We start from the raw sequence: 16607 nt of genomic DNA on the forward strand, positions 1-16607 counted from the left end.
ACAAGCAGGGGGTCACTGGTTCGAGCCCAGTTGTGACCACCATTTATGGAGGTGTAGCTCAGTTGGTTAGAGTGCTTGCCTGTCACGCAAGATGTCGCGAGTTCGAGTCTCGTCACTTCCGCCATTTATTTTAGGTCATGTACCTATTTTTTTTTATAAATATAAATACACTTCTAATCTTGAATAATATGTATTTAAGATTAAAAGTGTATTTTTATATTTTATTTTCTTATATTTTCTAAAGTATTTTTAACTTCTTCCATACCTATATGTTTTTCATTTTTTAATATTTCTATAATCTTTTCTATTTCTTCATTAGTTGCACCTAAATAAAGTGCTAGAGATTTAATTTGTAATTTCATGTGACCTTTTTGTATTCCAACAGTAACTAATGCACGTAGTGCTGAGAAATTTTGAATAAGACCTATTGAAGCTGCTATTCTTGCAAGTTCTTTTGCGTTGGGATTACCTAATATTTTTAAAGATATTTTTGAAAGAGGATTAATTCCTATACTTCCACCAAAGCTGGCTATGGGCATAGGTATAATGATTTCACCGTTAAGTTTATCATTTATATAAGTCCATTTTGTTAAACTTCTATATTTACCATTTCTTATAGCATAAGCATGACCTCCGGCTTCTATTGCTCTCCAATCATTTCCAATTGCAAGTGCAAATGCATCTATACCGTTAAATATTCCTTTATTATTCGTTGTTGCTCTATATTCATCAGTGTTTGCAAATTTTGAAGCAAGTTCTATTTTTTTTCCTACTTCTTCATCAATTTTAATAGAACAACTAGCTTTTACTAAAGCTCTTGTTGATAAATTAGATATTATACTCATAAGTTTATTTCCACCAATTAGTTCATGTATTATTGGAGATATAACCTCAAGCATTGTATTTATTGTATTTGCACCCATTGCATCAAGAGTATCTACGTGAAGATAAACAATTAAAAATTCATCTTTAATTTCAACTTCTAAATCTTTTGCACCTCCACCAAGATTAACAATTTCTTTTTGTGAATTATTTGCTATACCTAATAATTCTATTTTTTTATTAAGTATAATATTTTTAGCATTTTGAAAATTATCTATATTATAGTAAGAAATTTGACCTGTCATTAATCTTTCATTAATTTCAGTATGTATTCCTCCAAATTCTTTAGTGATTTTAGCTCCATTACAAGCTGCAGCAATTACTGAGGGCTCTTCTATTACCATAGGAATAACATATTCCTTATTATCAATTAAAAAGTTTGTTGCTATACCAAAAGGTATACCGTATACAGATATTTGATTTTCTATAAATTTATCAGCTATTTCATCATTTAATACTTGAGAATTTAATAAATAGTCATAATCATAATCATCTATTAAATTACTTTTTTTTAATAAATCAATTCTTTCTTTTCTTGTTTTTTTATAGCTATCTTTCCACATTTTCATCAGCATCTTTCAATATATATATTCTTTTATTATCTTCAATTCTATCTAGATAAAAAGTTAAATCTTCATTGATTTCTTTATTTTCAAAGAATATCTGTTCGTAATCATCTATTGAAAATTTACTTCTATTGTTTAGTTTATTTTCTAATAATTCTTTATTTATATATTTTTTATAACCTTCAACCAATTTAAAACTAAAGAATTGAGAAACGGCACCAGAACCATAACTATACATACCTATATTATCACCAGCTTTTAATCTATCTGTATTTACAAGTAAAGATAAAAGAGAAAGATAAAGAGAACCGGTATATATATTACCTACTCTTTTATTAAATATTATTGAATTATAGAATTCTTCCATTATATCTTCATTAGTTGTAAGATTAGTAATCCCTTTAAGAGCTAATTTAGTATAAGGTACGTGAAAACATATAGCATTAAGTTGAGTTTTAGAGTTTTTTTGTCTATACCCTTGCCATGATTTATTTAATAATTCCATATAACATTCAAGAGAAAATTTACCATCAACACTAGGATAAACATCACCAGTAGGTCTCCAAAAATCCATTACATCTTTAGTATATGCAACTTCATCATTATTAAATTCTAAAATTTTAGGCATACGTGCCACAATCATAGCTATAGCTCCACTTCCTTGTGTAACTTCTCCTGATGAATTTGGACCATATTTAGCTATATCTGATGCAATTACTAAAACTCTTGAATTTTCGTTTAATGTTAAATGAGCTTTTGCAAAATCAAGAGCAGCAGTTGCACTAAAACATGCTTGCTTAATTTCTATACATTTACAATAATCATTAATTCCTAAAAATTCTTTAATATATATACTTCCAGCTTTTGATTCATCTACAGAACTTTCAGTTGCAAGTATAACAAGATCTATGTGTTCTTTATCATAATCATCTACTATATCCTTAGCTGCAAGGTATCCAAGAGTAATAGCATCTTGTTTATTAGATGTAAAACTCATTTCAGTTTGACCTATGCCTTTAGTAAATTTATCTACATCAACCCCTCTTTTAATAGCTAAATCTTCAATAGATATATATTTATTTGAAACTTCCATAGAAATTTTATCTATTCCTATATTCATATATTTAAAGTACTTCAATTAATACTGAAATACCTTGTCCACCTCCTATACATAATGTTGCTATACCTCTTTTTAATTTATTTCTTTTTAGGTTATATATTAAAGTGGTAAGGATTCTAGCACCACTTGTTCCAATAGGATGCCCTAAAGAAATTCCTCCTCCATTAATATTTATCTTTTCTAAAGGAACATTAAGTTCTTTAGAAAAAGCTAAAACTACTGCTGAGAAAGCTTCATTTATCTCAAAAAGATCTATATCATCAACACTTAAATTAAATTTTTTTAATAGTTTTTTAGTTGAATATATAGGAGCAATCCCCATATATTGCGGGTCACATCCACTACTGCTAAATCCTTTAATATATGCTAATACATCATAGTTCATTTCTTTAGCATAATTAATATCAGAAAGTATAAGGAATGATGCGCCATCATTTATTCCAGAAGAATTACCAGCTGTAATTTTACCGTTTTCTTTAAATACAGGTTTTAATTCATCGAGTTTTTCTCTTTCTAAATTTAGTCTTGGATATTCATCTATTTTATCATCATATATTTCATCAGAAAATATATTATTTATTATAGCATTTTTAGCTCTTTGTTGTGAAAGATATGCAAAATCATCTAATTCTTTTCTTGTGATATTATATTTTTCACATATATTTTCTGCAGTTATACCCATGTGGTTATTAGAAAAAGCATCTGTAAGACCATCTTTTATCATATTTTGAGAATCTGTCATTTTTTCAATTCCACCTGCAAGTACAATTTTATTATCTTCTGATATTATACTTTGACTTGCATTCCATATAGCTTTAAGACTTGAGCCACATACCATATTAACAGTGTATGCAGGTATATCTACATCTATTCCTGAATTAATAGCTATTTGTCTTGCTATATTTTGACCGTGACCACTAGATAGTACATTACCTATAATAACCTCATCTATTTTTATATCTTTTATTAAACTTTTTACAAGTTCGCTTCCTAATTCTACAATTTTAGTATCTTTATACATGCCGTTATATTTACCAATGGCACTACGTTTAGCTTTAATTATTGCTATCATTTGTCTCCTTCTTAAATTTAGTTTAATAGTTTGTAGTTATATTATTTTATTAAACTAAGTTTAATTATTTATATTCTTCTTCTTTTTTTAGGAATAGAATATATCCTTTTTTTGCTGCAATATCAATATTAATTTTACCATTTATATCACTTTTAACTTTTTTTCCAGATAAAAGATCTATAAGTATTTTATCTTTATGGTATATATTAAATTCAATATTATTATGATTTTCAAAGCTATTATTTATAATAGTTATTATGCTTTCTTCTTTATCAAATCTATCATAAACTATAATATCTTTTTCATTATTGCAGTATATATTTTTTATTCTACCATATACTAATACTTTATGTTCTTTTCTTATTTTTATAATTTTTTTATACCATTCTAAAAGATCAATATCCGGTTTTTGAGGATAAATTTCACCACTATTTATGTATGAATTATTTTTCTCATCATCATACCAAAATTCATCCCATAGCATAGGTTTTCTACAATAAGGGTCAGTTGCCCCCCACATTCCAATTTCATCTCCATAGTAAAGCATAGGAGCTCCTATATATGTCATTTGGAATATAGAAATAAGTTTTAATATATCTTTAGGTTTAATTTTACTATTTTTCCAATCTATAGTTGTATTTGGATGATAATTAGAAGCAAGACTTGGATGTATATTGTTATATCCTTTTTCATATTGCTTACCTTCTTCTAAATTTCGTCCTAATTTATCATTTATTATTCTTGAATATAGTCTATCTGTATCATGAGATCCATTTAAATTTTGTAAAGCTTGTACTGCTTGTAGAGGATACCAAGTTCTCATTTCTCTAAGTTCAAGTAAAAATTGTTCGGCATTAATTTTATATTTTTCATCAAATTCTTTACCTTGATTTATAAAATATCCTATAACTGTTTCAAGCCATTTATAGTTCATAACAGCATCAAATTTATCTCCACCATTAATATCTTCTCCTGCATTATTCCAAAGTTCTGCTGTTATGTATGAATCAGATTTACATTCTTTAACAACATGTCTCCATTCTTTCCAAAAAAGTTGATTTTCAAGGCAATTAGGAACATCTAATCTCCAACCATCTATACCATCATCTTCCATCCAATTATCATTTTCTTTACCGTCAGGCCCTAACATCCATTTTCTTGTTATATTAAATATATACTCTTTCCATTCAGAATTATATGTGTTAAATTCAGGTAATGTATTAAATCCAGCCCATCCATTGTATTTAACATTTTCTTTATTTTTATTAAGTATATTAAATGCTTCCTCTTCACTACAATTTTCAGGTATAGGAGTAAAGTTAGAAAAATCATTAAATTTATACCAATCAAGATATTTAGATTTTTTCCCATCTATCATAACATTATTAAATGCAAAATTGAAATTACTACTATGATTGAATACACCATCAAATATAACTCTAATACCATTTTTATGTAATTCTTTTATTAAGTCAACCATTATTAAATCAGATTCAGTCCATACCCAAGTTGAAGGTTCATCTGTTTCAAAATAACCATTTTTACCTTTGTTTTCACCAATTAAATTAACTTCTAAAAGTTCAAGTTCACTATGATTAGGAGCATTTTTACCTAATATATCAAGATAAGATTTATTACCGTATGGATTTTTTGAATTTATATATACATTATGCAATTTACCACTTGTTCTTATAGTTCCAAAATCAGGTGAAATATGTCTAAAATCATTAGCACCATATTTATGATTTTGATAAGAATAAAACACAGGATTTAACCATATAGCAGTAATACCCAATTCTTTTAGATATGGTATTTTTTTCTTTATACCTAAAATATCACCACCATACATTCTTGCGTATTTTAAAGAATAGTTTATACCCATTTCTTTAGAAATTTCCCAATCACATCTTTCTGAAAAATCAGAGCACCATCTATTTTTATCAAATACAGGAAGATTTTTATCTTTACCCCATTTATATTCTTTAACAAATTTAGATTCATAATTTTTATTTTTTCTAAAAGCTTGAGGACCTAATTCATTGAATATAGGGTCGTTATATGTATCTCCATTATAGAATCTATCTGGAAATATGTTATACCATATAGCTTCTCTACTCCAATATGGTATATAAAAGATTTCATTATTTTTTTTATCATTAATATCGTATACGTAGTTTTCAGGGTTAGAATCTACTAAACCATTTTTAGCAAAGAATTTCTTAACACCACCATCTTCAAGTATAAAGTGGTATTCAAGTAATTCTATATTATTTTCAAATGTAATTTTTCTTTTAAAATAGTCAAATGAATTAGTATTATCAACAAATCTCTCTAATTCATATATTTTATTTATTTCATTATTAGAAAGTATAGAAATATATACTCTTGATATGTCTTCTTTTTGACATCTGATACTAAATTCAAATTCACGTTCAGTTATTTTGTTAAAATAAATTAATTTTTTAGGATAGTGAACAATAGCCTTAGAGGCAAGATTTGTACTTTCTCCTAAAATGGAATCATAAGAAAAGGTTCCAGTTCCAAGTTTTCCTTTAGGGAAAAGAGAACCATTTTCACCTATTAGAAGTATTTTGTTTTTTTCTTTAGGGAACCAATCTCCATTTATTAAATATTTATATTCATAATATCCATTTTCTGCATTGACTGTTATTTCATAATTGGTATCACCTATATACCTAATATTATCTGTTGAAGGAATCCATGAATTAAAATCTCCAGAAATTTCTATTTTTTCTGGTTTTGTATCAATATATTTTTTATAGTTAAGTATAAATCTTGTAAATTTCTTTTTATATAGTATAAAATTATGATTATCATCAAAATATTCAATTAATATATCTATACCATTTTGAAATCCAGATATACTTTTAGATTCAGAGTTTTCTTCAGATATTGCGTGAAATTCACTTGCAAATGGAGAAGTATGGTTATATGTTATTCCAAATTCTTTTCCATTTTTAATTATTTTAAATGAATAATTAGCACTTTCAACTCTTGACCACATATATGTATATTTATTATTTTTACTTGTTAATTCTATTTCTTTAAATAATTGATTATTTTTAAAAATTATAAGTCTTATATTCATTATTTTCCTCACTATATTTGATAACTAATTTTAACATATATATTATAAAATTAAAATATATTTATTTGTATTTTTTAGATAATGGGGTATAATATTAATAACAATAGAGAGAAGGAGACATATCATGAAAAAAATGTTTTTATTAGGGCTAGCAACTATTAGTTCAGTAATTTTTGCTAATGTAAATTACAATGTATTTGTAAGATTAGATTCTAATGCTGAAAAAACTGTAAAAGAAATTACTCAAGAGTTAAAGAAAGTTGGAATTGATTCACTTTATTCAGAAGGTTATGTTGTTCATAATACTTTATATTTAACAGAATATAAGGCAGAAGAATTACCTAAAGTAAAAGAGGTTGTAGACAGTTTAGCTCAAGTAGCAAAACCTTTAGAAATTGAATTTTATAGAATACGTAAAACAGGTGGGAATTGGTTAATGTTAGATGCTAAAAATACATTAGAATTACAACAATTAACAGATTTAGCTACTATAAGACTTAATAAATATAGAGCTATGGATGCTGAAGTTCCAGGATGGGCTAAAAATATACCTGCTAAAGCTGCATCATTTAAAGAATTTGGTTCACCTAATGTATTTATGAATTATGATCCACATATAACATTATTAACACCTAAGGATTCAGCTAAAATTGATATGTTTATGAATAATTATGTGTTAACACCATTTAAATCTAAAATTAAAAGTATAGGTGTTGCAGAAGTTGACGGATTAGGTCAAGCACAATCTAAAAATGTTTTATATGAAGTAGAAGTAAAATAAATGATTGATTAAAAATTAAAGGAATTATATCTTATTTTAATAAGACGTAATTCCTTTTTAATTTTTTATAATTTAATCTAGTTCTAAATCACCTGTATATAGTTGATAATAAGTTCCTTTTTGCATAATTAAATCATCGTGATTACCACGTTCTATAATTTTACCATTTTCAAGAACTATTATTGCATCACTATTTCTTATTGTAGACAATCTATGTGCAATAACAAATACAGTTCTACCTTTCATAAGATTATCCATACCAGTTTGAACTAATTTTTCTGTTCTGGTATCTATGCTAGAAGTAGCTTCATCAAGTATAAGGACTGGAGGATTAGCAATAGCGGCACGAGCAATTGCAAGCAATTGTTTTTGACCTTGTGACAATCCTTCGCCACTACCATCTATAATAGTATTAAATTTATTAGGTAACATATTTATAAAGTGATCAGCATGAGCAAGTTTTGCAGCATTATATACATCTTCATCACTAGCATTAAGTCTACCATATCGTATATTTTCCATTATAGTACCTGTAAATAAATGAGTATCTTGTAATACTATACCTAAAGATTTACGTAAATCAGATTTTTTAATATCATTTATGTTTATACCATCATAGGTTATTTTTCCAGAATTAACATCATAAAATCTATTTATTAAGTTAGTTATAGTTGTCTTACCGGCTCCTGTTGAACCTACAAAAGCAAGTTTTTGACCAGGTTTTGCATAAAGATTAAGATTTTCAAGTATAATTTTATCTTTTATATATCCAAAAGTCATATCATTAAATCTAACATCCCCTTTAAGTTCTATGTATTCATTATCTTTTTTCCATGCCCAATGATTAGTATGTTTATCTGTTTCAAATATATTTCCATTATTATCAAAGTCTATATTAACAAGACTAACAGAACCATCATCTAAATCAGATTTTGTATCTAATAAAGTAAATATTCTTTCTGCTCCAGCTATACCCATAATTATCATATTAAACTGTTGTGAAATTTCAAGTATGGGTTGTGTGAAACTTTTAGTGAACTGTAAATATGATATTAAAATTCCAAGTGTTATACCAGCACTTTTATTTATTAAAAGTAAACTTCCTATTATTGCTGTTAAAACAAATTGTAAGTTTCCAATATTTCCAACTATTGGGCCCATTAAACTAGAATATTTATTTGCTTTTGAGCTATCAGAAAATAATTTTTCATTTAATATATTAAATTCTTCTTTTGATATTTCTTCATGATTAAATATTTTTATAACTCTTTGTCCGTTCATTCTTTCTTCTATATATCCAGTAATATCAGCTAGTCCTTTTTGTTGAGCTCCAAAGTATTTAGCACTTTGTTTACCAATATTTTTTATAATAAATATTAGTATAATTAGAACAAGAAAAGAAAATATAGAAAGAGTAGGACTTAAATATATCATTGATATAAAAGATGAAATAATAGTTAAACTGGAAGTAAATAATTGTGCTAATGATTGATTTATAGTTTGTCTTAATGTATCAGTATCATTAGTGTATATACTCATTATAGAACCATTAGTATTTTGATCAAAATATCTAATTGAAAGAGTTTGCATGTGTTTAAACATTTCATTTCTTATATCTTTTATGGTATTTTCAGCAATTGTAACCATTAAGTAGTTATAAATAAAAGAAGCTATACTTGCAGTTATAAAAATAGAAGCAAGGACTAATAAAGCTTGTATGAATGGTATAAAATTAGGATTGCTTTCGTTAATTAGAGGAGTGATATATCTATCAACTAAAGTTTTAAGTGATAGTGATATTGCTATATATCCTAATGTGTTTATAATAATACATAATATTATAACTACAAGTATAATCTTATTTTTCTTAAAAATATAGTTTAATAATCTTAAAAATGTTTTTAGTGGATTTTTAGCTTTTTTCATTATTATTTACCTCCTTTCATTTGAGAATTATATATTTCTTTATAAATTTCATTAGTTTCTAGTAATTCCTTACTTGTACCTATACCATTTATAGCTCCATCTTCCATAACTATTATTACATCAGCATCTTCTATCGAAGATATTCTTTGAGCTATAATTATTTTTGTAGTATTAGGTATTTCTTCTTTAAATGCTTTTCTTATTAAATAATCAGTTTTAGTATCAACTGCACTTGTAGAATCATCAAGTATTAATATTTTTGGTTTTTTAAGTAATGCACGAGCTATACAAATTCTTTGTTTTTGTCCTCCTGATACATTATTACCACCTTGTAGTATTTTTGTATCATATTTATCTGGAAATTCTTGTATAAATTTATCAGCGTGAGCAAGTTTTGAAACTTTAATTATCTCATCTAGTGTGGCATTAGGATTTCCCCACCGTATATTATCAGCGATAGTACCAGTAAATAGAATATTTTTTTGTAAAACTATAGAAACTACATCTCTTAAAGTTTCAAGATCATAGTTTCTTACATCTATACCACCAATAGATACTGAACCATCGGTTACATCATAAAGTCTAGGTATTAGTTGTATAAGCGTAGTTTTTGAACTACCAGTTCCACCTATAATACCAACTGTTTGTCCTGATTTGATATCTAATGATATATTTTTTAAGGAAAGATTACCATTTTTTCCTGCATAGCTAAAGTTTACGTTATTAAATAATATATCTCCATTTTTAACATTTTTAATAGGATTTTTAGGTGTAGTTATATCTACTTTTTCATCTAAAACTTCTATAATTCTTTGTATTGAAGCTTCTGCTATTAAATTCATTACAAAAACAAATGATATCATCATTAATGCCATTAATATTTGTGTACCATATATTATTAAAGTAGTAAGTTCACCAGTAGCCATATTTCCAGAAACTATACTTTTACCTCCAATATATAGTATAGAAAGTATTACGCCATATATGGTAAGAGGCATAATTAAATTTGTAAAAGATAATAACTTTTCTGCTTTTAAAAATATACTATACACAAGGTTAGAAGTAGAATTGAATTTTGAAATTTCAAATTCTTCTCTAACATAAGCTTTTACAACACGAGAAGCTATTATATTTTCTTGAATTTTCTTATTCATATTATCATATTCATTATACGCACTTTCAAATAATGGGAATATAAACTTAATTGCTAAAAATAGGAAAGAACCAAGAATTGGTATAGCTAAAAGAAATACAATAGCAATTTTAGGATTTATTATTATTGTCATAATAAGTGATAAGGCTATCATAAATATAGTTCTAATAAATAGTCTTATAGTCATTTGAAATGCAATTTGTATATTTGATATATCTGTAGTCATTCTTGTTACAAGACTAGATGTAGAAAATTTATCTATATTTTTAAATGAAAATTCTTGTATTTTATAAAAAATATCCTTTCTAATATTTTTTGAAAATCCAGCAGAAGCAATAGATGCATAATTACCAGCTAAAATCCCAAATAAAAGAGAACACATTGCAATTACTACAAGTATTATACCTTCTTTTAAAATGTAGTTCATATTACTATTTTTTATTCCAATATCTATTATTCGTGCCATTTGCAACGGTATCAAAACTTCTAGAAGAACTTCTAAAATAATAAAAATCGGTGTAAGTATACTTTGTTTATAGTATTCTCTTAATGATTTTTTTATTAATTTAAACATAATATTAACCTCCTAAAAACTATTAAAAAAAACTACGTATAAGTAGTTCGTTTTGTTTGACTTAGTATAACATATACCATTTTTAAAATCAATCTAGATAGAAATTATTGAAGTGTAAAGTTTAAAATGAATAAAATTATTTATACATTTTATTTTTATCTGAAAAAGATGATAAATATTATTTATGGTCTATTTCCAAAATTATATTTATTTTTGATAATAAAATTTAATTCTTTCTCATATTCCTTAAGAGTATTAATAATTTTATCAAATGGTATTTTTTCTCCAAATAACATATTTTTCATGCTGTCATAGTCTTTTGAAAAAATTTCTAGTCCTTCCTTTAATGGTATTAATTTTAAATTAGCATTCATGATGTCATCATATTTTGCCCAATTACTAGCATAGAATTTTTTCTTAAAGTTAATAACACTTTTTAATAGTTCGATATTTTCAAAACTCTTTTCTCTAATATCTGTTAGTATCATTTTATAAATATCATAAAAATGTCTTGAATATCTTTTAGGATAATTTCCATTCACTCGATTAGCTTCTCTATGAAGTATAGTAATCTTTTCAAAAAAGGTTCGTAAACTGTCTACTGCCACAACTTCTATATTTTCATCAAATACTTCCGGATACATTTCTTCAATATAAGTTTTTATTTGTTGATTGCTTGCAGGAATTGTTTCTGCTAAGCTTCCAATTTCCAATCTTATCACTTGTAGAATAGAACTATCTTTATGATGTTTAGGGTAGTCAAAACATATTGTCTGTTCGTCAAACTCATCAATATAGAAACTATATGTTTTATGTTCTAGTATTTCTTTAAAATCATTTTGTAGAACGGGTAGAAATTCGTTACGTAGAAATACTTTTGTATCCTCATTTATTTTATTATTGAATTTTAGTTGTTTGGTATTACTTCTATCTTCATAAGGTTCTGTTTTTCCGTATCCTAAAACTTTCCAGTCTAATGCAAGGTCTATATCTTCTGAAAATCTTTCAATCAATTTATAAACTTTAGATAGACTTGTTCCACCTTTAAAAACGATAGCATCCCTGTACTTAAACTTACTAAATAGATATTTTAAAATCATACATACCCATAAATCTTTTTCTACAATAGCTTTTGACATATTAAATTTATCTGCAGTATTTTGTATAACAAGCTCTAATTCTTCGTTTGATATTTCTAATAATTTACTCATAGTTAATCTCCTGTATTTTTCGTAAAACTTCTTGTATCCAAAAAGGGAGTTTTAAAGTATCTTCCTTCAAATTTTCTTTAATTTTTTTTGCAAATATAGCAAGTTTTTTAATATCCTCTTTACCGATGTTGTCTTTGCCTAATGCCTTAATTGCTTGTATTAGAATAGATAATTCTTTGGAATAAGATGTTATATTTCTATTTGTTGTGTGTTTAAATATGATTTTTTTATCTCTATATAAATATTCTCTATATGGTCCATCTGAAATATAAATATATTCATTAGGGATTTGAGTGGATAATCCCATATAGTTTAGAGCTGTATCTCCTGCAGGAGATATTGTCCAAGAAAATTTATTTGCAAGTTTTTCAGCGATTTCACTTGCATCTGGATAGGAATACTCTTTTAAAATGTTGCTATATTTTGGTTTTATATATAATCCTTCAATGAGCCTTGTAATTTGATTTTCTTTATTTAATCTATATAAGATAGATTTAATTGTATTTTTTGTTCCAAGATTGTAGAAATCATTGATAGAAAAAACTTTTCCTTGATTTTCTGACATAATCTTTTCTATTTGATTTGTTATAGAAATCATATAAATCACCTCCTTGCACCTAAAATTATATACTTTTGGGTGCAGAAAGTCAATCCTAAAACTTTTTAAATGGGTTAATCTTTAAATAATCTTAGATATATTGACTAATTTTATTTTTTTTGTTACTATGATTTAACACAAGAGAATTTTGGAGGGAAAATGAAAAAAATATTATTAGGATTATTATTAACAGGTTCAATGTTATCTTTTTCAAATATATCAGATGGACAAAATGTTACTAGTTATACAAGAACTGTTAAAGCAAATTATAAGTTACAAGATTATGTTCAAAATAGAACAGAGAATAAAAGTATTAATATATCTAATTTAAATACAATTAAGTTGGATATAGAAACTGAAAGATACAACGGAGAAGTTATTTTTAGTTTAGTTGATTCAAAGGGGAAAGTATTGTTAACATTAAATACTCCTCATGAATTTGAGAAATACATTAATTTAAATTTTGATGAAAAATATGTATTAAATATTAATTTAAATAATTTCACTGGAGAATATGAGGTAGAAATTAAAGGTAGATAATAATGAAATATCAGTTTATACTGATATTTTTTATTATTTTGAAATTTCATTTCAAAATATATTGAAAAAATGAAAGAATGAAGGTATACTATTATAAGTAGGAGGTTACTTTATGAAGTATTTATCTATAATTGAATCATTTTACCCATCTTTTAGTAAACAAGAAAAAAAAGTTGCAGATTTTATTCTTAAAGAAAAAGATGGAGTTTCATTTATGCCTTTACATGAAATTACTAAAAAAATAAAAGTGTCTGAGGCAACTATTTTTAGATTTGTAAAAAAAATAGGATTTAAAGGATTTATTGAGTTTAAATTAGAGGTAGCTCGTGAAATATCTAGTGATGAGAAGGATATGGGAGAAGACTACATAGAAAATATAGAAACTAATATATTAGAAACAATTAAAAATACAAGAGCTTTATTAAAAAAAGAAGATGTTGAAAAAGTTATAGAATATATAGACAAAGCAGATAAAATGTATATTTTTGGTTTAGGTGCTTCAGGAGTTGCAGCACTTGAAATGCAAAATAGATTTATGCGTTTTGGCAAAATTGGTCATAGTGTAAATGATGGGCATTTTCAAGTAATGTATTCTTCAACTGTGACTAAAAAAGATGTTATAATCGTCATAAGTTTATCTGGTGAAACTATAGATTTAATTTATCCGTTAACTATAGCAAAAAAAAATGGAGCTAAAATTATTACTATAACAAACTATATTATGTCACCAATAGCTAAAATGTCTGATCTTGTTTTATTAACATCAGGAAAAGAAAATTTATTAGATGGTGGAGCTTTAATTTCTAAAATTTCACAACTATATGTAATAGATGTAATAGCTACAGGCTATGCTTTGAAAAATAAGGCAACAGCTGTTAAAATGAAAGAAATAATAGCAGAAGCTATAGCGAATAAAAGTAAATAGTATTTATGAGCATGTACTTAATTTAGTACATGTTTTTTTAATTTTAAAAATATATTTCAAAATATTATGATTTTATAAAAAATCAAGGTAAAATATATTAAATATAGAGGAGGTAATATATTATGAAGAAAATTTTTAAAGTTTTATTAATGTTAGTTCTTCCTGTTTTATCTTTGGCAGGTCAAAAAGAATTAAGAGAAAAAATTGAGTATTTGATTATGCCAGATTTTAGATATTGGCAAATGAGTGGAGAAACAGAAAAAAAAGATTTTGACACTATGAATGATGAAGTTAAAGAAGTTATTAAATCACACAATTTTAATGGAGTAATATTATTTGCACAAAATGTTAAAGAAACAAAACAAACAGTTAAACTTGTTGATGAATTACAAAAAGCTTCTAAAAAACCAATGTTAATATCTATAGATCAAGAAGGAGGAATAGTTACAAGACTAGGGACTGGTACTAATTTTCCAGGGAATATGGCTATAGGTGCTACAAGAAATTCTAAATATTCATATATGGTTGGTAAGGCAATAGGAAGTGAATTACATTCTTTAGGTATAAATGTTAACCTTGCACCAGTAATAGATACTAATAATAATCCTAAAAATCCAGTTATAGGATTACGTTCTTTTTCTTCTGATCCTAATATTGTGTCAGAAATGGGAATACCTATGATAAAAGGAATGCAAGAAGAAAAAATTATAGCAGTAGGTAAACATTTTCCAGGGCATGGAGATACAGCAACTGATACACATTTAGGTCTTGCAGTAGTTGATAAGAGTTATGATGAACTTTCAAAAACAGAGTTTGTACCATTTAAAAAGGCAATAGATTCTGGTATAGATATGATAATGACAGCTCATGTTCAATTACCTCAAATTGAAAAAGATTATTTTATTTCAAAAACAGGTGATAAAATTACATATCCTTCAACTATATCTGATGATGTAATAACAGGTATTTTGAGAAATAAGATGAAATTTAATGGTGTAGTAATAACAGATGCCTTAGGAATGAAAGCAATATCAGATAATCTTGGACCAGTTGAAGCTATGAAATTATCTATAAATGCAGGAGTAGATATACTTCTTATGCCTATTAGTCTACATTCTTTAAAAAATGTTGAAGAATTAGATAAAGCCATAGATAAATTAGTTGAAATGGTAGAAAAAGGGGAAATATCTGAAAAAAGAATAGATGAATCTATTAAAAGAATAAATGATTTAAAAGTTAAAAGAAATGTTTTAAAAGATACAAGAAATATAGATTCTAAAATATCAGAAGCAATTAAAGTAATAGGTTCTAAAGAAAATAGAGCACTTGAAAGATTAGTTTCAAAAGAAGCTATAACTACTATTAAAAATGTAAATAAAGAAATACCTAAAAAAGTTTTAATATTAACTCTTGATGAAAATCAAAATAAGGTTACAGATTTTGCTATAACTAGATTGGTTAAAGAAGATAAAATTAAAAGTGTAGAATATGGATTATTTAAGTATGATGCAACGACTAATTTAGATACATTAAAAGAATATATATTAAATGCTAAATACGATACAGTAATTGTATATGGATCAATGATAAATGCAACTACTTTATCTAAGGATAATTATAGAACAAAACTTGCAGATGAAATAGCTAAATTAAATAATATAAATAAAATCTATGTAAGTTTAAATAAACCTTATGATGTTGCAGCTCATTTAGATTATGATAAAGTTTTAATAGCTTATGGATTTAAAGGAATGGATCCAACAGAAGTAGATGCAGGAATCAAGGCGTTTGGACCTAATATACCAGCAGTTCTTGAGATTATATTTGAAGGTGGAGAAGGTAAAGGAAAATTACCTGTTGATATACCAGTTATTAAAGATGGTAAATTAACAAGTGAAATAATGTTTAAAATAACTAAATAATATATTAAGAGGAAATTTGTTTATACATTTTTCCTCTTTTTTAGTATAATATATATGAAAGGAGAGATATGGATTTAAGAGGTAGAAGTTTTTTAAAACTTTTTGATTGTAACAAAGAAGAAATAGAATATCTATTAAAAAGTTCCTATAATTTTAAAAAAATGAAAAAAGAAGGTAAAGTACATAGATATCTAGAAGGGAAAAATATAGCTTTAATATTTGAAAAAA

At 25.7% G+C, this 16607-nt stretch carries 12 protein-coding genes, 1 tRNA gene and 1 pseudogene; 6 read left to right on the plus strand and 8 right to left on the minus strand.

Annotation, left to right across the window (positions count from 1 at the left end; translation table 11 throughout):
• Positions 1-47: 47 nt before the first annotated feature.
• Positions 48-124: transfer RNA gene (locus ACWYO2_RS01715), tRNA-Asp, on the plus strand.
• Between the two features lie 97 nt (positions 125-221).
• On the opposite strand, the gene ACWYO2_RS01720 is transcribed toward ACWYO2_RS01715, so the two are convergent.
• The 4 genes from ACWYO2_RS01720 to ACWYO2_RS01735 all read right to left on the minus strand — a co-directional run bounded on the left by ACWYO2_RS01720 (position 222) and on the right by ACWYO2_RS01735 (position 6749).
• Positions 222-1451 (minus strand): hydroxymethylglutaryl-CoA reductase, degradative, encoded by a 1230-nt coding sequence (locus tag ACWYO2_RS01720; protein WP_455514770.1) that lies wholly within the window; start codon positions 1449-1451, stop codon positions 222-224.
• Positions 1432-2586 carry a hydroxymethylglutaryl-CoA synthase gene (locus ACWYO2_RS01725; RefSeq protein WP_455514771.1) on the minus strand — a complete coding sequence of 385 codons (1155 nt, stop codon included), beginning with the start codon at positions 2584-2586 and terminating at the stop codon, positions 1432-1434. The genes ACWYO2_RS01720 and ACWYO2_RS01725 overlap by 20 nt, the downstream gene beginning before the upstream one ends.
• Positions 2573-3640, minus strand: coding sequence for a thiolase family protein (locus ACWYO2_RS01730; protein ID WP_455514772.1), 1068 nt, complete (start codon positions 3638-3640; stop codon positions 2573-2575). Before ACWYO2_RS01730 ends, ACWYO2_RS01725 begins: the two co-directional genes overlap by 14 nt.
• A 64-nt stretch (positions 3641-3704) precedes the next feature.
• Positions 3705-6749: an alpha amylase N-terminal ig-like domain-containing protein gene (locus ACWYO2_RS01735; protein WP_455514773.1), complete on the minus strand. Its 3045-nt coding sequence runs from the start codon at positions 6747-6749 to the stop codon at positions 3705-3707.
• Positions 6750-6873: 124 nt separating this feature from the next.
• Here ACWYO2_RS01735 and ACWYO2_RS01740 point away from each other — a divergent pair, with 124 nt between their 5' ends.
• Positions 6874-7530: a hypothetical protein gene (locus tag ACWYO2_RS01740; RefSeq protein ID WP_455514774.1), complete on the plus strand. Its 657-nt coding sequence runs from the start codon at positions 6874-6876 to the stop codon at positions 7528-7530.
• A 72-nt stretch (positions 7531-7602) separates the two neighbouring features.
• Here ACWYO2_RS01740 and ACWYO2_RS01745 read toward each other — a convergent pair whose 3' ends face one another.
• The 4 genes from ACWYO2_RS01745 to ACWYO2_RS01760 form a co-directional block, all read right to left on the minus strand.
• Entirely contained in the window at positions 7603-9456 is a 1854-nt protein-coding gene (locus ACWYO2_RS01745; RefSeq protein WP_455514775.1) for an ABC transporter ATP-binding protein, read from the minus strand.
• Positions 9457-9458: 2 nt separating this feature from the next.
• Positions 9459-11183, minus strand: coding sequence for an ABC transporter ATP-binding protein (locus ACWYO2_RS01750; protein WP_455514776.1), 1725 nt, complete (start codon positions 11181-11183; stop codon positions 9459-9461).
• A gap of 182 nt (positions 11184-11365) precedes the next feature.
• On the minus strand, positions 11366-12394 hold the full coding sequence (locus ACWYO2_RS01755; RefSeq protein ID WP_455514777.1) for a nucleotidyl transferase AbiEii/AbiGii toxin family protein: 1029 nt from the start codon (positions 12392-12394) through the stop codon (positions 11366-11368).
• Positions 12387-12992, minus strand: coding sequence for a DUF6088 family protein (locus tag ACWYO2_RS01760; protein ID WP_455514778.1), 606 nt, complete (start codon positions 12990-12992; stop codon positions 12387-12389). Before ACWYO2_RS01760 ends, ACWYO2_RS01755 begins: the two co-directional genes overlap by 8 nt.
• 159 nt (positions 12993-13151) lie before the next feature.
• Here ACWYO2_RS01760 and ACWYO2_RS01765 point away from each other — a divergent pair, with 159 nt between their 5' ends.
• From ACWYO2_RS01765 to ACWYO2_RS01780, 4 genes and pseudogenes are all read left to right on the plus strand, one after another.
• Positions 13152-13532: a hypothetical protein gene (locus ACWYO2_RS01765; protein WP_455514779.1), complete on the plus strand. Its 381-nt coding sequence runs from the start codon at positions 13152-13154 to the stop codon at positions 13530-13532.
• 112 nt (positions 13533-13644) lie between these two features.
• Positions 13645-14457: a MurR/RpiR family transcriptional regulator gene (locus tag ACWYO2_RS01770; protein WP_455514780.1), complete on the plus strand. Its 813-nt coding sequence runs from the start codon at positions 13645-13647 to the stop codon at positions 14455-14457.
• Positions 14458-14579: 122 nt separating this feature from the next.
• Positions 14580-16379 (plus strand): glycoside hydrolase family 3 protein, encoded by a 1800-nt coding sequence (locus ACWYO2_RS01775; protein ID WP_455514781.1) that lies wholly within the window; start codon positions 14580-14582, stop codon positions 16377-16379.
• 68 nt (positions 16380-16447) lie between these two features.
• Positions 16448-16607: pseudogene (locus ACWYO2_RS01780) on the plus strand (ornithine carbamoyltransferase); the annotation flags it as partial.

The sequence above is a fragment of the Pseudostreptobacillus sp. genome (assembly GCF_977040545.1).